The sequence below is a fragment of the Streptomyces asoensis genome, assembly GCF_013085465.1.
GTDB classification, from domain to species: domain Bacteria; phylum Actinomycetota; class Actinomycetes; order Streptomycetales; family Streptomycetaceae; genus Streptomyces; species Streptomyces cacaoi_A.
In genome coordinates, this window is the sequence record NZ_CP049838.1 from 3917817 (window position 1) to 3936866 (window position 19050).

General features: G+C 69.5%; 17 protein-coding genes and 1 tRNA gene. 14 read left to right on the forward strand and 4 right to left on the reverse strand.

All coding sequences use genetic code 11. From position 1 onward, the window contains the following. Positions 1-124: 124 nt before the first annotated feature. From desA to G9272_RS17450, 5 genes are all read left to right on the forward strand, one after another. On the forward strand, positions 125-1567 hold the full coding sequence (gene desA, locus G9272_RS17430) for a lysine decarboxylase DesA (RefSeq protein WP_171397445.1): 1443 nt from the start codon (positions 125-127) through the stop codon (positions 1565-1567). Continuing rightward, positions 1551-2825: a lysine N(6)-hydroxylase/L-ornithine N(5)-oxygenase family protein gene (locus tag G9272_RS17435; RefSeq protein WP_171397446.1), complete on the forward strand. Its 1275-nt coding sequence runs from the start codon at positions 1551-1553 to the stop codon at positions 2823-2825. Before desA ends, G9272_RS17435 begins: the two co-directional genes overlap by 17 nt. Continuing rightward, a complete protein-coding gene (locus tag G9272_RS17440; protein WP_171397447.1) occupies positions 2822-3376 on the forward strand; it encodes a GNAT family N-acetyltransferase in 555 nt (184 codons plus the stop codon). Before G9272_RS17435 ends, G9272_RS17440 begins: the two co-directional genes overlap by 4 nt. Next, positions 3373-5142, forward strand: coding sequence for an IucA/IucC family protein (locus G9272_RS17445; RefSeq protein ID WP_171397448.1), 1770 nt, complete (start codon positions 3373-3375; stop codon positions 5140-5142). Before G9272_RS17440 ends, G9272_RS17445 begins: the two co-directional genes overlap by 4 nt. A gap of 70 nt (positions 5143-5212) precedes the next feature. Beyond that, entirely contained in the window at positions 5213-6082 is an 870-nt protein-coding gene (locus G9272_RS17450) for a DUF4429 domain-containing protein (RefSeq protein WP_171397449.1), read from the forward strand. Positions 6083-6156: 74 nt separating this feature from the next. Here G9272_RS17450 and G9272_RS17455 read toward each other — a convergent pair whose 3' ends face one another. Next, complete coding sequence (locus G9272_RS17455) at positions 6157-7728, reverse strand: purple acid phosphatase family protein (RefSeq protein ID WP_171397450.1); 1572 nt, start codon at positions 7726-7728, stop codon at positions 6157-6159. A gap of 186 nt (positions 7729-7914) precedes the next feature. Here G9272_RS17455 and G9272_RS17460 point away from each other — a divergent pair, with 186 nt between their 5' ends. Together G9272_RS17460 and glmS are read left to right on the forward strand one after the other, a co-directional pair. Beyond that, entirely contained in the window at positions 7915-8172 is a 258-nt protein-coding gene (locus tag G9272_RS17460) for a hypothetical protein (protein ID WP_020131788.1), read from the forward strand. Between the two features lie 24 nt (positions 8173-8196). Continuing rightward, the gene (glmS, locus tag G9272_RS17465; protein WP_171397451.1) at positions 8197-10014 is read left to right on the forward strand and encodes a glutamine--fructose-6-phosphate transaminase (isomerizing); all 1818 of its coding nucleotides are present in this window, start codon (positions 8197-8199) and stop codon (positions 10012-10014) included. A 100-nt stretch (positions 10015-10114) separates the two neighbouring features. Here the strand turns inward: glmS and G9272_RS17470 are convergent, their stop codons facing one another. Both G9272_RS17470 and G9272_RS17475 read right to left on the reverse strand, forming a co-directional pair. Continuing rightward, positions 10115-10681, reverse strand: coding sequence for a GPR1/FUN34/YaaH family transporter (locus G9272_RS17470; protein WP_020131790.1), 567 nt, complete (start codon positions 10679-10681; stop codon positions 10115-10117). 148 nt (positions 10682-10829) lie between these two features. Continuing rightward, positions 10830-11357 carry a universal stress protein gene (locus tag G9272_RS17475; RefSeq protein WP_020131791.1) on the reverse strand — a complete coding sequence of 176 codons (528 nt, stop codon included), beginning with the start codon at positions 11355-11357 and terminating at the stop codon, positions 10830-10832. Positions 11358-11700: 343 nt separating this feature from the next. Here G9272_RS17475 and G9272_RS17480 point away from each other — a divergent pair, with 343 nt between their 5' ends. The 5 genes from G9272_RS17480 (at position 11701) to G9272_RS17500 (ending at position 15108) form a co-directional block, all read left to right on the forward strand. After that, on the forward strand, positions 11701-12030 hold the full coding sequence (locus tag G9272_RS17480; protein ID WP_171397452.1) for a hypothetical protein: 330 nt from the start codon (positions 11701-11703) through the stop codon (positions 12028-12030). Positions 12031-12407: 377 nt separating this feature from the next. Continuing rightward, positions 12408-13643, forward strand: a complete 1236-nt coding sequence (locus G9272_RS17485) for a helix-turn-helix domain-containing protein (RefSeq protein ID WP_171397453.1) — start codon at positions 12408-12410, stop codon at positions 13641-13643. Positions 13644-13758: 115 nt separating this feature from the next. Beyond that, positions 13759-14361: an oligoribonuclease gene (gene orn / locus G9272_RS17490; RefSeq protein WP_171397454.1), complete on the forward strand. Its 603-nt coding sequence runs from the start codon at positions 13759-13761 to the stop codon at positions 14359-14361. 95 nt (positions 14362-14456) lie between these two features. Beyond that, a tRNA-His gene (locus tag G9272_RS17495) sits at positions 14457-14529 on the forward strand. Positions 14530-14595: 66 nt separating this feature from the next. Then, positions 14596-15108: a GNAT family N-acetyltransferase gene (locus G9272_RS17500; RefSeq protein WP_171397455.1), complete on the forward strand. Its 513-nt coding sequence runs from the start codon at positions 14596-14598 to the stop codon at positions 15106-15108. A 42-nt stretch (positions 15109-15150) separates the two neighbouring features. On the opposite strand, the gene G9272_RS17505 is transcribed toward G9272_RS17500, so the two are convergent. Further along, the gene (locus tag G9272_RS17505) at positions 15151-16206 is read right to left on the reverse strand and encodes a LacI family DNA-binding transcriptional regulator (protein ID WP_171397456.1); all 1056 of its coding nucleotides are present in this window, start codon (positions 16204-16206) and stop codon (positions 15151-15153) included. Positions 16207-16681: 475 nt separating this feature from the next. Here G9272_RS17505 and G9272_RS17510 point away from each other — a divergent pair, with 475 nt between their 5' ends. Next, entirely contained in the window at positions 16682-18010 is a 1329-nt protein-coding gene (locus tag G9272_RS17510) for an ABC transporter substrate-binding protein (protein WP_171397457.1), read from the forward strand. Between the two features lie 5 nt (positions 18011-18015). Further along, positions 18016-19026: a carbohydrate ABC transporter permease gene (locus G9272_RS17515; RefSeq protein ID WP_171402038.1), complete on the forward strand. Its 1011-nt coding sequence runs from the start codon at positions 18016-18018 to the stop codon at positions 19024-19026. Positions 19027-19050: the final 24 nt, after the last annotated feature.

A 19050-nucleotide genomic window follows, 5' to 3' on the forward strand; every position in this document is an offset into this window, starting at 1 on the left:
TCACGGCAGAGGCAGGGTTTCCCTCGCCACGCTTAGGTTAGGCTCACCTAAGTTGAACCAGAGGCTCCGTCCCCGAGCCCGTCACGCAGCAGACCTCGTCCCCACCCCCCGGAGGACCCCCACCATGCGCTCGCACCTGCTCAATGACACGACCGCGGAGCAGTACCGCCGCTCCGTGACCGAAGGAGTAGAGCGGGTGGCCGCCAAAATTGCCGCCACCGACCGTCCGTTCACCGGCGTCTCGGTCGACGCCCTCGCGCCCCGTATCGACGGGATCGACCTGGACAAGCCGCTGCACGACACCACGGCCGTCCTGGACGAGTTGGAGGAGGTCTATCTCCGCGACGCGATCTACTTCCACCACCCCCGGTACCTCGCCCACCTCAACTGCCCGGTCGTCATCCCCGCCCTGCTGGGCGAGGCGGTCCTGTCGGCCGTCAACTCCTCCCTCGACACCTGGGACCAGTCGGCCGGCGGCACCCTCATCGAGCGCAAACTGATCGACTGGACGACGGCCCGGATCGGCCTCGGCCCGGCCGCCGACGGCGTGTTCACCTCGGGCGGCACCCAGTCCAACCTCCAGGCGCTGCTGCTCGCCCGCGAGGAGTCCAAAGCGGAGTCCCTCGCCGAACTGCGCATCTTCGCCTCCGAGGTCAGCCACTTCAGCGTGAAGAAGTCCGCGAAGCTGCTGGGCCTCGGACCCGACGCGGTGGTGTCCATCCCGGTCGACAACGACAAGCGGATGCAGACCGTCGCGCTCGCCCGCGAGCTGGAGCGGTGCAAGGAGGCCGGTCTGACGCCGATGGCCGTGGTCGCCACCGCCGGCACCACCGACTTCGGCTCCATCGACCCGCTGCCCGAGATAGCCGAGCTGTGCGACCGGTACGGCACCTGGATGCACGTCGACGCGGCCTACGGCTGCGGTCTGCTCGCCTCCGTGAAGTACCGGGGCCGGATCGACGGCATCGAGCGCGCCGACTCCGTTACCGTCGACTACCACAAGTCCTTCTTCCAGCCGGTGAGTTCGTCGGCCGTGCTGGTCCGCGACGCGGCCACGCTCCGCCACGCCACCTACCACGCCGAGTACCTCAACCCGCGCCGCATGGTGCAGGAGCGCATCCCCAACCAGGTGGACAAGTCCCTCCAGACCACCCGCCGCTTCGACGCGCTCAAACTGTGGATGACCCTGCGCACCATGGGCGCCGACGGCATCGGACAGCTCTTCGACGAGGTCTGCGACCTGACCGTCGAGGGCTGGCACCTGCTGGCCGCCGACCCGCGCTTCGACGTCGTCGTCCAGCCGTCGCTCTCCACCCTCGTCTTCCGCTACATCCCCGCCGCCGTCACCGACCCGGCCGAGATCGACCGCGCCAACCTCTACGCCCGCAAGGCCCTGTTCGCCTCCGGTGACGCGGTGGTCGCGGGCACGAAGGTCGGCGCCCGCCACTACCTGAAGTTCACCCTGCTGAACCCCGAGACGACGACCGACGACATCGCCGCCGTCCTCGACCTGATCGCCGGCCACGCCGAGCAGTACCTGGGAGAGTCCCTTGACCGCGCTTCCTGAAGCCAGCCACACCTATGACTTCGTGGGGATCGGGCTCGGCCCCTTCAACCTCGGCCTCGCCTGCCTCACCGAGCCCATCGACACGCTCGACGGCGTCTTCCTGGAGTCCAAGCCGGACTTCGAGTGGCACGCCGGCATGTTCCTGGACGGCGCCCACCTCCAGACGCCGTTCATGTCGGACCTGGTCACCCTGGCCGACCCGACCTCGCCGTACTCCTTCCTCAACTACCTGAAGGAGAAAGGCCGGCTGTACTCGTTCTACATCCGCGAGAACTTCTACCCGCTGCGGGTCGAGTACGACGACTACTGCCGCTGGGCCGCGAACAAGCTGAGCAGCGTGCGCTTCTCGACGACGGTCGCGGAAGTGACGTACGAGGACGACGTGTACGTCGTGCGGACCACCGCCGGCGAGCGGTTCCGCGCCCGTCACCTGGTCCTCGGCACCGGCACGCCCCCGTACATCCCGGAGGCCTGCGCGGACCTGGGCGGCGACTTCCTGCACAACTCCCGCTACCTGCGGCACAAGGCGGAGCTCCAGAAGAAGGAGTCGATCACGCTGGTCGGCTCCGGGCAGTCGGCCGCCGAGATCTACTACGACCTGCTCAGCGAGATCGACGTCCACGGCTACCAGCTGAACTGGGTCACCCGCTCCCCGCGCTTCTTCCCGCTCGAGTACACCAAGCTCACGCTGGAGATGACCTCCCCGGAGTACATCGACTACTTCCGCGAGCTGCCGGAGCAGACCCGCTACCGCCTGACGGCCGAGCAGAAGAGCCTCTTCAAGGGCATCGACGGCGATCTCATCAACGAGATCTTCGACCTGCTCTACCAGAAGAACCTCGGCGGCCCGGTGCCCACCCGCCTGCTCACCAACTCATCGCTGAACAGCGCGAGTCACGCCGACGGCAGCTACACCCTCGCCTTCCGCCAGGAGGAGCAGGAGAAGGACTTCGAGCTGACCTCCCAGGGGCTGGTCCTGGCCACCGGCTACAAGTACACCGAGCCGGAGTTCCTCGCGCCCGTCCGGGACAGACTGCGCTACGACTCCCACGGCAACTTCGACGTCGCCCGCAACTACTCCATCGACACCACGGGCCGGGGCGTGTTCCTCCAGAACGCGGGCGCGCACACCCACAGCATCACCTCCCCCGACCTCGGCATGGGGGCGTACCGCAACAGCTCGATCATCCGTGACCTGCTCGGCAGCGAGTACTACCCGGTCGAGAAGACCATCGCGTTCCAGGAGTTCTCCGTATGAGCACGACCACGGCCGCCGTCGGCCGTCTCACCCTCCGCCCCCTCGACCCCGTCGAGGACGCCGAGCTGCTGCACGGCTGGGTCACACACCCCAAAGCCGCGTACTGGATGATGCAGCACGCGAAACTGGTGGACGTCGAGCGCGCCTACATGGACATCGCGGCCGACGAGCACAGCCACGCCCTCATTGGCCTGCACGACGGCGAGCCCGCGTTCCTGATGGAGTACTACGACCCGGCCCACCGTGAGCTGGTCGGCCTGTACGAGCCGCGGCCCGGCGACGTCGGCATGCACTTCCTGGTCGCCCCCACCGACCGGCCCGTGCACGGATTCACGCGGGCCGTGATCACCGCCGTGATGACGCGCCTCTTCGACGACCCGACCACCTCCCGGGTCGTCGTCGAGCCGGACGTCTCCAACACGGCGGTGCACGCCCTCAACGAGGCCGTCGGGTTCGTGCCCGAGCGGGAGATCCAGAAGCCGGAGAAGCAGGCGTTGCTGAGCTTCTGCACCCGCGAGCAGTTCGTCGCGGCGACGGGGGTGCCGGCATGAGCCTCGCCGACGCCGTCGCCCACCTCTCCCCCGAGCGCTGGGAGAAGGCCAACCGTCTGCTCGTCCGCAAGGCCCTCGCGGAGTTCGCGCACGAGCGTCTGATCACCCCCGAGGAGAAGGACGGCCGCTTCGTCGTCCGCAGCGACGACGGGCTGACCTACTACCGCTTCACCGCCGTCCGCCACGCCCTCGACCACTGGCAGGTGGACGCCGACTCGATCACCCGGACCCGTGACGACGCCGAACTCCCGGTCGCCGCACTGGACTTCTTCATCGAGCTGAAGAAGACGCTGGGCCTGAGCGAGGAGATCCTGCCGGTCTACCTGGAGGAGATCTCCTCCACCCTCTCCGGCACCTGCTACAAACTGACCAAACCGCAGATCACGTCGGCGGATCTGGTCAAGGGCGGCTTCCAGGCCATCGAGACCGGGATGACCGAGGGCCACCCCTGCTTCGTCGCCAACAACGGGCGGCTCGGCTTCGGCATCCACGACTACCTGTCGTACGCCCCGGAGACGGCGAGCCCGGTCCGGCTGGTGTGGCTGGCCGCGCACCGCTCGCGGGCCGCGTTCACGGCGGGCGTCGGGATCGAATACGAGTCGTTCGTGCGGGAGGAACTGGGCGAGAAGACGGTCGAGCGGTTCGACGGGATCCTGCGCGAGCAGGACCGGGACCCGGACGACTATCTCCTCATCCCCGTCCACCCCTGGCAGTGGTGGAACAAGCTCACCGTCACCTTCGCAGCCGAGATCGCGCGCGGGAACCTGGTCTGCCTGGGCGAGGGCGACGACGAGTACCTGGCGCAGCAGTCCATCCGGACGTTCTTCAACTCCTCGCACCCCGAGAAGCACTATGTGAAGACGGCCCTGTCCGTCCTCAACATGGGCTTCATGCGCGGTCTGTCGGCCGCCTACATGGAGGCGACCCCGGCCATCAACGACTGGCTGGCCCAGCTCATCGACAACGACCCGGTGCTGAGGTCGACGGGCCTGTCGATCATCCGGGAGCGGGCGGCCGTCGGCTACCGGCACCTGGAGTACGAGGCGGCGACGGACCGCTACTCGCCGTACCGCAAGATGCTGGCCGCGCTGTGGCGGGAGAGCCCGGTGCCGACGCTCCGGGACGGCGAGTCGCTCGCGACCATGGCCTCCCTGGTCCATGTGGACCACGAGGGCAGCTCGGTGGCCGGCGTGCTGATCGAGCAGTCGGGCCTGACGCCGACGGAGTGGCTGCGCGGCTACCTCCAGGCGTACTACACCCCGCTCCTGCACAGCTTCTACGCCTATGACCTGGTGTTCATGCCGCACGGCGAGAACACCATCCTGGTCCTGAAGGACGGGGCGGTGCAGCGGGCGATCTACAAGGACATCGCCGAGGAGATCGCGGTCATGGACCCGGACGCGGTGCTGCCGCCCGAGGTCCGGCGCATCCGCGTCGAGGTGCCCGAGGACAAGAAGCTCCTGTCCATCTTCACGGACGTCTTCGACTGCTTCTTCCGCTTCCTCGCGGCCGGCCTCGCCACCGAGGGGATCCTCGAGGAGGACGACTTCTGGCGCACGGTCGCCGAGGTCACCCGCGCCTACCAGGAGGCGAACCCCGAACTGGCCGACAAGTTCCGCCAGTACGACATGTTCGCCCCCGAGTTCGCCCTGTCCTGCCTCAACCGTCTCCAGCTGCGCAACAACAGGCAGATGGTGGACCTGGCGGACCCGTCGGGCGCCCTCCAGCTGATCGGAACCCTGAGCAATCCCGTCACGGGGTTCTGATCCAGGCAGACGGGCGCCCCCGAGTACGGTCCTCGGGGGCGCCCGTCGCCGTCTTTGGAAGAATCCTCCCATGGCGGAAATCATCCAGAAGGACGGCACCTGGGTCTTCGACGGCGATGCCCTGCGGCTGACCCCGGGCCGGGACAAGAACGTCAGCCCGCTCCGCAGGGAACTGGGTGAACTGATCGTTCCCCTGGGCGCGTTGGCGGGGCTGTCGTTCGAGCAGGGGAAGAAGACCGGGCGGCTGCGGCTACGGCTGCGCGACGGCGCCGATCCACTGCTCCAGGCGACCGGCGGACGGCTGACCGAGCCGCACGATCCGTACCAGCTGCTCGTCGACTCCGACCGGTACGGCGTCGCCGAGTACCTCGTGGACGAGGTGCGCCAGGCGCTGCTCCTGGACGAGGTGCCGGCCGACCCGGTGGACGCGTATCTGCTGCCCGGCCCGTCCGTGCCGCTGTCCGCCTCCGCCGGGGACGGCACCGCGAGCTTCGACGGTGAGCGGGTACGCCTGGAGTGGAACTGGAAGACCGAGGAGTCCAAGGCCTCCGCCGGCGCCCGCAGTCTCGGCATCGCGGAGATCGAGGCCGTGGAGTGGCAGCCCGCGGTCGGCCTCGAGAACGGCTGTCTGCGCTTCCGGCTGCGTCACGCGCCCACGAAGGCGCCGGCCAAGTACGACCCCAACGCCGTGGAGCTGTGGGGGTTCAAGAAGGACCCGCTGATGGCACTCGTCGCGGCGGCCGTGCAGGCCAGGCTGCCCCATCCGGCGGCCGGACCCCGGGACGCCGTACCCGCGCAGCGCGAGCCGGACTCCGCCGCCGGGGACGACCACGACGCGCTGCTGCGCCGCCTGCGCGAGCTCGGCGAGCTGCGCCGCGACGGCGTCCTGACGGACGACGAGTTCGCGATGGCCAAACAGGCGGTCCTCAGACGCATGTAGCGCGGACGAGGACCGCCTGCCGACGTGGGTGTGCAGTGGGTGTGCGCCCTGCCTTCCGGGCGCACCCGCCGGGGTTACTTCGCCTTGCGGGCCACCGTGAAGTGGTCGACCTGGTCGCCGGTCTCGGCGATGCCGCGCACGGTCAGCGTCGCCGTCCGGCCCTTGGCGGCCGGGGTGACGTCCACCCGCAGGAACGAGTAGTCGAGGTATCGCACCCGCGACCAGGTGACCGTCTCGTCGACCTTGCCGTCCTTGGTGTTGATGAAGGAGGCGACGGAGTCGACCTCGTTCTCGTGGCCCTCGTAGGACAGCGGGGCGGTGAAGGCGTACAGGCTGCGGCCGGCCGCGCCCGCCGTGACGTACACCACTCCCTCGGTCTCGGGGTACGCCGTGCCGCCGATCGGGAGCTTCTTGGTGACCGCGCCCTTCTTGATGACGTCGGTGCGCTCGTACTGGTGGTTGTGGCCGTTGATGACCAGGTCGACCGTGTACTTCTCGAACAGCGGCACCCACTCCTGGCGCACGCCCCCCTCCGAGGCGTGCGCGGTGGAGGTGCAGTAGGCGCAGTGGTGGAAGAAGATCACGATGAAGTCGACGTCCTTCGACGCCCGGTACTTCTTGAGCTGTGTCTCCAGCCACGTGGTCTGGGTGCCGCCCGAGATGCCGAGGTTGGCCGGGATCTCGAAGGAGATGTCGTTGGCGTCGAGCGAGATCACCGCCGTGTTGCCGTAGACGAAGGTGTAGACGCCCGGGAGGTTCTTCGCGTCGGGGCCGTTGTCCGGCAGGTTCCAGCGGGCCTCCTCGCCGCCGTAGCCGTTGGGCGAGTACCAGGCCTCCATGTCGTGGTTGCCGTAGGCCGGCATCCACGGGACGGACTTGGCGACGGACTCGGTCTGGGCGAGGAACTGGTCCCAGACGCGGGAGTCGAAGCCGGTGTCGGCGGTCTTGCCCGCGCCGGCCGGGTCGGCGTAGGCGATGTCGCCGGCGTGCAGGTGGAAGGCCGGGTTCTGGCCGAGCAGGAGGCTGTTGTTGGCGAGTCCGTGGTAGCCGACGCCCTCGTCGCCGAAGGCGGTGAAGGTGAACGGCGCCTTGTGGTCGGGGGCGGTGGTGAAGGTGCCGAGGGTGCCGAGGAGGTGGGCGGCGGCCGGGTCGAAGCCCGTGTGGCCGACGCCGTAGTAGTACGTCCTGCCGGGCTTGAGGTGGGTGAGCTCGGCGTGCACGTAGTACTGGGTGTGGTCGCCGCTGGCGCCGACACCGGCCGGGGTGTGGAGGGTGCGCACCTCGGCCTCGATCCTGCGGGAGAGGTCCCAGGGGTGGGCGCCGATCCGGATGAAGGGCTTCTTCACCGCGACCGGGACCTGCCAGGAGACCGTGATCTCGGTGCGCGGGTCCTTGCCGTAGGCGAGGTGGCGCCCGAAGGGGGCGACGAGGGCGCCGTCGACGTGCTCGGCGGCCGGCGTGGTCTTCGGGGTCTGCGTCGGCACCGCGGCCTGTGCCGTGGCGCCGGTCACGAACGCGCCACCCGTGACGGTGCCCAGGGTGACGGCGCCGCCTCTGATCATCGTGCGCCGGGAGAACTTGGCGCGCAGGTACTCGTGCTGCTCGGCCATGCTCATGCGGTCGGCGAGCTGCTCGGGTACGCCCATGCGAGGAGTGTCCATGACGTCTGAAACTGGTCGCCTCGGGCGACGGGCCGCAAGACGCCATATGGACGGTGTGCGAACAGCGGCTCATAACACATTCAATGTTCCCCCAAGGCTCCTTAACAGGGGCCTGCCCGAAATCGGGCACGATTCTTGCGAATCCGGCTCGCGTACCCCAGGATCTACCGGGTGCACGACGAACTCGTAGATCATCTGACGCGCTCCACGCCCCTCCAGCGGGGCGAGGCGCTACGGGTGATCCAGGACGTGCTCGCCTACTTCGACGAGACGACCGAGAACTACGTCCGTCGCCGCCACCGCGAGCTCCAGGCCCAGGGCCTGGTCAACGCGGAGATCTTCGAACGGGTCGAGGCGGACCTGAAATACCGTGCGGTGGCGCCGCCCGAGCTCACGCTCAGGCAACTGCGACGCATCGTCTACGGGTGATCGAAAGCTTGGGGATACCTATATATGTGCGGAATCGTCGGATACATCGGCAGGCGTGACGTGGCCCCGCTGCTGCTCGAAGGCCTTCAGCGGCTCGAGTACCGCGGCTACGACTCTGCGGGCATCGTCGTCACCTCGCCGAAGACGGCCGGCCTGAAGATGGTCAAGGCCAAGGGCCGGGTGCGTGACCTGGAGGCCAAGGTCCCGGCGCGCTTCAAGGGCACCACCGGCATCGCCCACACCCGCTGGGCCACCCACGGCGCCCCCTCCGACGTGAACGCCCACCCGCACATGTCGGCCGACCTCAAGGTCGCGGTCGTCCACAACGGCATCATCGACAACGCCTCCGACCTGCGGAAGAAGCTCGAGGCCGACGGCGTCGAGTTCCTCTCCGAGACGGACACCGAGGTCCTCGTCCACCTCGTCGCCCGCGCCCAGGCCGAGAAGCTCGAGGACAAGGTCCGCGAGGCGCTGCGCGTGGTCGAGGGCACCTACGGCATCGCCGTCATGCACGCCGACTTCAACGACCGGATCGTCGTCGCCCGCAACGGCTCCCCGGTCGTCCTCGGGATCGGCGAGAAGGAGATGTTCGTCGCCTCGGACATCGCCGCGCTGGTCGCCCACACCCGCCAGATCGTCACCCTCGACGACGGCGAGATGGCCACCCTGAAGGCCGACGACTTCCGCACCTACACGACCGAGGGCACCCGCACCACGGCCGAGCCGACCACCGTCGAGTGGGAGGCCGCCTCCTACGACATGGGCGGCCACGACACCTACATGCACAAGGAGATCCACGAGCAGGCCGACGCCGTGGACCGCGTGCTGCGCGGCCGCATCGACGACCGCTTCTCCACCGTGCACCTCGGCGGCCTCAACCTGGACGCCCGTGAGGCGCGCCAGATCCGCCGGGTGAAGATCCTCGGCTGCGGCACCTCGTACCACGCGGGCATGATCGGCGCCCAGATGATCGAGGAGCTCGCCCGCATCCCCGCGGACGCCGAGCCCGCCTCCGAGTTCCGCTACCGCAACGCGGTCGTGGACCCCGACACCCTGTACATCGCCGTCTCGCAGTCCGGTGAGACGTACGACGTGCTGGCGGCCGTCCAGGAGCTGAAGCGCAAGGGCGCCCGGGTGCTGGGTGTGGTCAACGTGGTCGGCTCGGCGATCGCCCGCGAGGCGGACGGCGGCGTGTACGTGCACGCGGGCCCCGAGGTCTGCGTCGTCTCGACGAAGTGCTTCACCAACACCACGGTCGCCTTCGCGCTGCTCGCCCTGCACCTGGGCCGCACCCGCGACCTCTCCGTGCGCGACGGCAAGCGGATCATCGAGGGCCTGCGCAAGCTGCCCGCGCAGATCGCCGAGATCATGGAGCAGGAGGCGGAGATCGAGAAGCTGGCCGAGACGCTCGCCGAGGCCCGCTCGATGCTCTTCATCGGCCGTGTCCGGGGCTACCCGGTCGCGCGTGAGGCCTCGCTGAAGCTCAAGGAGGTCTCGTACATCCACGCCGAGGCCTACCCGGCCTCCGAGCTCAAGCACGGTCCGCTGGCCCTCATCGAGCCCGCGCTCCCGACGGTCGCGATCGTCCCCGACGACGACCTGCTGGAGAAGAACCGCGCCGCCCTGGAGGAGATCAAGGCCCGCAGCGGAAAGATCATCGCGGTCGCCCACCGCGAGCAGGAGAAGGCCGACCAGACGGTCATCGTCCCCAAGAACGAGGACGAACTCGACCCGATCCTGATGGGCATCCCGCTCCAGCTCCTCGCCTACTACACGGCGAAGGCGCTCGGCCGCGACATCGACAAGCCGAGGAACCTCGCGAAGTCGGTGACGGTGGAGTAGTCCTCCCCGCTCACACAGAACGGCCCCCCACGCGCGCCACCCGCGCGTGGGGGGCCGTTCTCCTGCCGGGGACGCCCAACTCCCCGGCGCCGGCTGCCGATCAGCCCGTGGCCGTCACGCCGGGGCGGGCAGCGCGTCGCGGAACCGCCGTGGGCCAGTGGGCCAGCGCCGCGGTCGCCGCGTACCAGGCCACCGCGCCCGCCGCGACGGCGAACCAGCCGCCGACCTTGGTGAGCCCGTCACTGTCGGCGAACCGGGCGACGGCCATCAGCACCAGCCCGACGCAGAACAACCCGTAGGTGCCCTGGCCGAGTTGGTCGCCACCGGCGAGGGTCAGGGAGAGCGCCACAAGGGCGAACAGGAGCAGGAAGAGCCCTGCGGCGTTGTCGGAGACCTGGGTGCCGGCGGAGACCGCCCAGGTGAACCAGAAGGCGCCGAGGACGGTGTAGGCGGTGCCGGCGGCCGCGTCGCGGTCGCGGAGTGCGAGCAGGCCGGCGACGAACAGTGCGACGCCGCCGACGTAGTGGGCGATGGATACGGCGTCCGCAGCCGTCACGCCGTCGATGAGGTCGGTGTACCCGAGCCCGAAGGCCAACAGGGTGACACCCAGGGCGAGTCGGCCGGCGATCGTGGTGGTGCTGCTTCCCGCAGAGACGTCGTTGTCCACGGCGGGCTCCCTTCATGCATGTGCAGTTGTGTGAGCGGTATATGCCCTTCACAAAGGCACAAACACCCCTACGCGCCAGTAGATTTATGCTGCGCGACAAGGGGGGACGGGCGTACCCAGATCTCATCTCACCTGGGAGAACGGCGAGTTACGGAATGACAACGACGGGGCGCTTGGCCCGCTTGGCGAGCCGCCCCGCGACCGAACCGAAGATCCGGCCGACGATGCCGTGGGTCGAGCCGACGACGATCGCGTCGGCCTCGTACTCCCGCCCGACCTCTTCGAGTTCGTGGCAGATGTCACCGCCGCGCTCGACGAGGATCCAGGGCACCTCGGCGAGGTACTCCGCGCAGGCGAGCTCCAGACCGAGCACCTCGGTGCGGTGGTCCGGCACATCGACGAAGACGGGCGGCTCGCAGCCGGCCCACACCGTGGTGGGCAGCCGGTTGGCGACATGGACGATGATCAGGCCGGAGCCGGAGCGGTGGGCCATGCCGATGGCGTACGCGAGCGCGCGTTCGCTGGACGTGGAGCCGTCGAAGCCGACGACCACGCCGTGCTTGAAGGCTGGATCGCAGGAGTGGCGTGCGTCTTCCGCCGCCAGGGGCTCGGCCGCCGTAGGGTCGGCGACGGGCCGCTTGCGGTCCGCGGGTTCGAAGAATTCGTGACCGGCCATGGCTGTCTCGGCGTATTGATCCTTATACGGGTGGGACGCGGCGATGAGCGACGGAGCTGTCCGGGAATCATCTTCCCAACCCCATACCCCCAAGGGTACGGCGGCACGCCTCCTAGGCCCAGATCCCGCGCGCCCCCGGTGGGGGTTCCAGGGAGCATGCACGAGCGGAAGCCCGTAACGCAATGGTTGCTGCCCCGTACAGGCGGTTTGCACAGGATTCACTTACGCGGGACCGACTCCGGCAGTGACCGACCGCTCGAACAGGCGTTGAACCCCATGCACCGCACTCCCACCGCCGCCGCACCGCCCCTCGCCACCGCCGCCCCAGGAAGGAGCCCACCCCGTGCCCTCGTCCCGCGCCACCCCCGAACCCCGTCCCGGCGACGACCGGTCGACCGACCTGATCCGCTGGGCGGCCTTCAGCTGTTTCCTGGTCCCGGTGGTCCTCCTCTGGTACGGCAGCTCGCTGGCCGGCGCCGCCGGTACCGCCCTGGGGCTCGCCGCCGTCACGGCCGCCTGCCGGGTGCTGCTGCGCCGGTCCGAGCGGTGCGCGGCCCGGTTGCTCGACGAGGAGGACGCGCCGCAGACGCACCCCCGGGGGCGCCATCAGCGCACCGGACCGGGCTCACACCGTGGCGGTCGTCACTCTGGGGGAAACTCACCGGTCGGTTGACCGGTTTTCACGCACGGACCCGCTTCTTTTCAGCCAACTTCCGGTGATGGCGCATCCCTTGCCCCAACCACCCCCCACCCCCCGTTCCACCTGCACGGAAAGGGCCTCCGGGGCCCTGCGCACCCTACGGGGATTGGCCACCACACCGAGGCGCACTTCCCTGCACGGCCCACGAGTGCAACGCTTCGTGATCGAATGCTTCACGCCAAGTTGCCATGTCGACAATCTGCCGGGTGGTGAACTGGCCACGCCGGCATTGTGCGACACGTTAGATTCGATCTTGACTGTCTACGGCGGGGGACTCGTGCAGGACCGAGGGGAAACGTGCAGGAGCGACACAACCGAGGAGCCGCGACCACCGAGGGGGGCTTAGCAGGATGAGCCACGACTCCACTGCCGCGCCGGAAGCCGCGGCCCGGAAACTCTCCGGGCGACGCCGCAAGGAGATCGTCGCGGTGCTGCTGTTCAGCGGCGGCCCCATTTTCGAGAGTTCCATTCCACTGTCGGTGTTCGGGATTGACCGCCAGGACGCCGGCGTACCGCGCTACCGCTTGCTGGTGTGCGGTGGCGAAGAAGGCCCGCTGCGGACCACAGGGGGCCTGGAACTCACCGCGCCACACGGCCTGGAGGCGATCTCACGGGCGGGCACGGTCGTCGTGCCGGCCTGGCGTTCGATCACCTCGCCGCCGCCGGAGGAGGCGCTCGACGCACTGCGCCGGGCGCACGAGGAGGGTGCCCGCATCGTGGGCCTGTGCACCGGCGCGTTCGTGCTGGCCGCCGCGGGTCTGCTGGACGGCCGCCCGGCCACGACCCACTGGATGTACGCGCCGACGCTGGCCAAGCGCTATCCGTCCGTACACGTGGATCCGCGCGAACTGTTCGTCGACGACGGCGATGTGCTGACGTCGGCGGGGACGGCGGCCGGAATCGACCTCTGTCTGCACATCGTGCGGACGGATCACGGTAACGAGGCGGCGGGCGCGCTGGCCCGGCGGCTGGTCGTCCCACCACGCCGGTCGGGCGGCCAGGAGCGCTACCTCGACCGGTCTTTACCCGAAGAGATCGGCGCCGACCCGCTCGCCGAGGTCGTCGCCTGGGCGCTGGAGCATCTCCACGAGCAGTTCGACGTGGAGACGCTGGCGGCACGCGCCTATATGAGCCGGCGCACCTTCGACCGCCGCTTCCGGTCCCTGACCGGCAGCGCGCCACTCCAGTGGCTGATCACCCAGCGGGTGCTCCAGGCACAGCGCCTGCTGGAGACGTCGGACTACTCGGTGGACGAGGTCGCGGGGCGCTGCGGATTCCGCTCGCCGGTGGCCCTGCGCGGCCACTTCCGCCGGCAGCTCGGCTCGTCCCCGGCGGCGTACCGGGCGGCCTACCGGGCCCGCAGGCCACAGGGCGAACGGCAGACGGACAACGAGCCGTCGGCTCCGCCGCCGCCGCCTCCGGCGCTGCACCCGGACGCTCCGGGACCGGTACCGCCGCAGCTGCGGCGCACGGCCTCGGCGTCGGCCGGTGCGATGGGCTCGTCGGCGTCCCTGCCGTCCGAGCACGCGCGCGACGCGTACGCGACCTCGCGGGCGAGTCTGCCGGGGCAGCGCAGCAGTACCTGAGCGGGTGACGGAACCTCCCGAGCGCCGGTCGGGCCCACCAGCCCGACCGGCGCTCGAGCACGAGAGCGTCCACGCGGGGCACCTCAAAGGCCGACGTCAGCTTTAGGGTGGTCGCATGAACGATCGCATGGTCTGGATCGACTGCGAGATGACCGGCCTCTCGCTGTCGGACGACGCTCTCATCGAGGTTGCCGCCCTCGTCACCGACTCCGAGCTGAACGTGCTCGGCGACGGTGTCGACATCGTCATCCGCCCGCCGGCCCGGGCACTGGAGACGATGCCGGAGGTGGTGCGCGAGATGCACACCTCGTCCGGGCTGCTCGACGAGCTGGCGGGCGGGACGACCCTCGCAGAGGCCGAGGCCCAGGTGCTGGCGTATGTACGGGAGCACGTGAAGGAGCCGGGCAAGGCGCCGCTGTGCGGCAACTCCGTCGGCACCGACCGCGGCTTCCTGGCGCGGGACATGACCGCCCTCGAGGGCTATCTCCACTACCGGATCGTCGACGTGTCGTCGATCAAGGAGCTCGCCCGGCGCTGGTACCCGCGGGCGTACTTCAACAGCCCCCCGAAGAACGGCAACCACCGCGCCCTCGCCGACATCCGGGAGTCCATCGCGGAACTGCGCTACTACCGCGAGGCCGTCTTCGTACCGCAGCCCGGGCCGGACTCCGACACCGCCAGGACCATCGCCGCGAAGCACGTCCTGCCCGGCAGCTGACGGGGCCCCGTAAAGCCGTGCGCGAGCACCCCTTCGGACCATGTACACTTTTTCTCGGCCGGTAGGGAGACCGCAAAGTCCAACTGCCGGGCATGGTGGGTGTAGCTCAGCTGGTAGAGCACCTGGTTGTGGTCCAGGATGCCGCGGGTTCAAGTCCCGTCACTCACCCTGAGTCATCAGCCGGTGACCTCCCGCAAGGGAGGTCACCGGCTGATGTGTTTCCCGGGAGGGGTCATGCTCTCGACTGTCCCGGCCGAGCCGTTCGCGACCGCCCGGCTCGACCTTCTCCCGCTGCGCGTCGAACACGCGGCGGAGATGGCGGTCGTCCTGGGCGACCCCGCGCTGCACACCTTCATCGGCGGTGCCCCCAGCACACCCGAGGCCCTGCGCGCCCGCTACGAACGGCTCGTCGCCGGTTCGCCGGACCCGTCCGTCTCCTGGTGCAACTGGGTGCTGTGGGTGCGGGACGCCGACCGGCCGGCCGGGACCGTCCAGGCCACCGTCACCGGGCGGGACCACGCCGAGATCGCCTGGGTCGTCGGCACCCCGTGGCAGGGCCGCGGCTTCGCCTCCGAGGCGGCGGCGGGACTCGTCGGCCGGCTGCGGGAACAGGGCGTGCGCACGTTCGTCGCCCACATCCACCCCGACCACCACGCGTCCGCGGCCGTGGCCCGTTCCGCCGGGCTCTCGGCCACCGCGGAGCGGCAGGACGGCGAGGTGCGGTGGCGGCTGGCCGTCACGCCGTGAACCCACGCCACGCCCAGAAGCTCCACGCTCGGAGCGCCACGCTCAGGAGGAGGAGCGCCCCACCAGCTCCGTCGCCAGCACGACCTGCCGTCGCTCCAGGCCCCGTGACACCGCCGGACGGCGGTCCGCGATCTCCGTGAGGAGCAGGTCCAGCATCCTGCGGCCCATCTCCTCGATGGGCTGGCGGACGCTCGTCAGCGGCGGGTCCATGTGCCGGGCGATCGCCGAGTCGTCGTAGCCGACCATCGCCACGTCCTCCGGGAGACGGAGGCCCGCCTCGCGCAGTGCCCGGCGGGCGCCGGCCGCCATGACGTCGGAGCCCGCGAAGACCGCGTCGAGGGAGGGGTTGCGGGCGAGGAGCTCCCCCATCGCGCGGTGTCCGCCCTCCTCGGTGAAGTCGCCCGGGGCGATCAGGCCCTCGTCCGCCGGGTACCCCGCGTCGCGCAGGGCGTCCCGGTAGCCGTCGACGCGCCGCTGGGCGCCGTAGACGTCCAGGCGGCCTGTGATGTGGGCGATCTGGGTGCGGCCCCTGGAGAGCAGGTGTTCCACCGCGGAGCGGGCGCCGCCGTAGTTGTCGGAGTCCACGGACGGGAGGGTCTCCGCGGCGGAGCGCGGGCCGCTGATCACCGCCGGGATCTCCAGCTGGGCCAGCAGATCGGGCAACGGGTCGTCCGCGTGGACCGAGACCAGGAGAACCCCGTCGACGCGGTGCGCCGCCAGGTACTGGGCGAGCCGGCGTCGTTCGCGATCGCTACCCGCGAAGATCAGCAGCAGCTGCATCTCGGTGTCGGAGAGCTCCGCGCCCACACCGCGCAGCATGTCCGAGAAGTACGGCTCGGCGAAGAAGCGGGTCTCCGGCTCGGGGACCACCAGCGCGATCGCGTCCGTGCGGTTGGCGGCCAGGGCACGGGCCGCGGTGTTGGGGACGTAGCCGAGCTCGGCGACGGCCGCCTCGACGGCCGCGCGGGTCGCGTCACTGACCCTCGGCGAGCCGTTGATCACCCGGGAGACCGTGCCGCGGCCGACACCGGCGCGTGCGGCCACCTCTTCGAGAGTCGGCCGCCCTCCGCTCCGGCTCCGCGCTCCGTGGCTTGCCATGGGCCCCGCCTTCCCGCCGTCGTTCACGCTGGCCTGGAATCTAACAGCCCCGTCCGTTCAGCCCATCTTCGCCGACGGCCGCTGCCCCCGGGGGGCCCGCGTCGGCTCCGCGGGGCCCTGCCCCCGCACACCGGACAGGCCCCGCCCCGTACGCCGAACGGGCCTCGTCCCGGGCCGCGGGGCGCGCCCAACTCCCGGACGCCGGGCGGCCAGAGCGTTGCCGCTCACGGCCGGAAAGCGCTGTCCCCTCGAGTTAGCTAACAGGCAGATAACTGAACGCATCTCTCCGCGCCCCCGCCCTTGACACCCCCGCCCGAACCGACGACTCTTCAACACATCACCTGTGGGAGCGCTCCCACGGTACCTGACACATACACATCCCGCACGTTCCCCGCCCGAGCCGCAGCGAGTAACTAACGGGCCCAACAATGCAGTTGGCCGGGGGGTCGGCACGTCAGGGCAACAGGAGGACGCAATGCGAGCACGTACCCGAACCACCCGCCGGGTGGTGGTCCTCGCGGCCGTAGCGTCGCTGGGCGCCGGGCTGCTGGCCGGCTGTGCCGACGACGGCAACGACGACGCTTCCGACGGCTCGTCGTCGGGCAGCGGCAAGGGCAAGACGACGATCACGCTGGGTCTGTTCGGCACGATGGGCTTCAAGGAGGCCGGTCTCTACGCCGAGTACGAGAAGCTCCACCCCGACATCAAGATCGCCGAGAACGTCACGGAGCGGAACGAGAACTACTACCCGGCGCTCGTCAACCACCTCACCACCAACAGCGGCCTGATGGACATCCAGGCCATCGAAGTGGGCAACATAGCCGAGGTCGTCGCCACCCAGGCGGCCAAGTTCGAGGACATGTCGAAGGTCTCGGGCGTCGACAAGAGCAAGTGGCTGGACTGGAAGTGGTCGCAGGGCACCACCAAGGACGGCCAGACGATCGCTCTCGGCACCGACATCGGCCCGATGGCCCTCTGCTACCGCAAGGACCTCTTCGAGGCGGCCGGTCTGCCCACCGACCGCACCGAGGTCGGCAAGCTGTGGGCCGGTGACTGGAACAAGTTCGTCGCCACCGGTGAGCAGTACAAGGAGAAGGCCAAGGCGGGCACCTTCTTCATGGACTCCCCCGGCGGCCTGATCAACGCCATTCTCAGCAGTGAGAAGGAGAAGTTCTACGACTCCTCCGGCGAGATCATCTACAAGACGAACCCGGCCGTGAAGGCCGCCTTCGACCTGACCGCGAAGGCCGCCGAGGAGGGCCTGGTCCAGGCCCAGACGCAGTTCCAGCAGTCGTGGGACACCACGATCGCGAACAGCAAGTTCGCCACCATCGCCTGCCCGCCGTGGATGCTCGGCACCATCAAGGGCAAGGCGAAGGCCGAGGACGCCGGCAAGTGGGACGTGGCCGTCGCCCCCAAGTCCGGCAACTGGGGCGGGTCCTTCCTGGGCGTCCCGAAGAGCGGCAAGCACGTGAAGGAGGCCGAGGCGTTCATCACCTGGCTGACCGCGCCCGAGCAGCAGGCGAAGCTGTTCAAGGTGCAGGGCTCCTTCCCGAGCGCGCCGAGCGCGTACACGATGCCCGAGGTGACCGGCGCGAAGAACGACATGACCGGTGACTCGCCGATCGGCACGGTCTTCTCCGAGGCCGCCAAGACCGCTCCGGTGCAGGTGATCGGCCCGAAGGACCAGATCATCCAGCAGGGCCTGACCGACAACGGCGTCATCCTCGTGACGAAGGGCAAGTCGGCGGCGGAGGCCTGGAAGACGGCCACCAAGACCATCGACAACAACCTGGACAAGTGACCCGAATGGCCACCCGCCACGACACCGCCGCGCCCCCCGCCAAGGAGGGGGGCGCGGCCCCGGGCCGCCCGGCCCCCGTTCCCACGGAGGCGGAGCAGCGGCATCGGGCCCGGCTCTCCCGCCGTTGGCAGCGGGACAAGCGCTGGAGCCCGTACGCCTTCGTCTCGCCGTTCTTCCTGCTGTTCCTCGCGTTCGGCCTGTTCCCGCTGGTCTACACCGGCTGGGCGTCGCTGCACCAGGTGGAGCTGACCGCGCCCACCGACATGGAGTGGGTGGGGATGCGCAACTACACGCGCATCTTCGACGACGACTTCTTCTGGAACGCGGCGAAGAACACCCTGACGATCGGGATCATCTCGACCGTTCCGCAGCTGCTGATGGCCATGGGCCTCGCCCACATCCTCAACTACAAGCTGCGCGCCTCGACCTTCTACCGGGTCGCGATGCTCGCGCCGTACGCGACCTCGATCGCAGCCGCCTCGCTGGTCTTCGTGCTGCTCTTCGGGCGCGACTACGGCATGATCAACTGGGCGCTGCACTTCGTCGGGATCGACGCGATCGACTGGCAGAACGACAAGTGGCCGTCGCAGTTCGCCGTCTCGTCGATCGTCATCTGGCGGTGGACCGGCTACAACGCGCTGATCTACCTGGCCGCGATGCAGGCGATCCCGCAGGACCTGTACGAGTCGGCGGCGCTGGACGGCGCCAGCCGCTGGAAGCAGTTCCTGCACGTCACGCTGCCGTCGCTGCGGCCGACGATCCTGTTCACGGTCGTCGTCTCGACGATCGGCGCCAGTCAGGTCTTCGGCGAGCCGCTGCTGTTCGACGCCAACAAGGGCGCGTCCGGCGGCGCGGAGCACCAGTTCCAGACGCTGGGCCTGTACCTGTACGAGCAGGGCTGGGTGAACCAGCACCTGGGCCGGGCCTCGGCGATCGCCTGGACGATGTTCCTGATCCTGATCGTGATCGGCATCGTCAACTACGTCATCTCGCGCCGGCTGCGCGCCAGTAGTTAGGAGTACCGGCCGTGACGACGACGA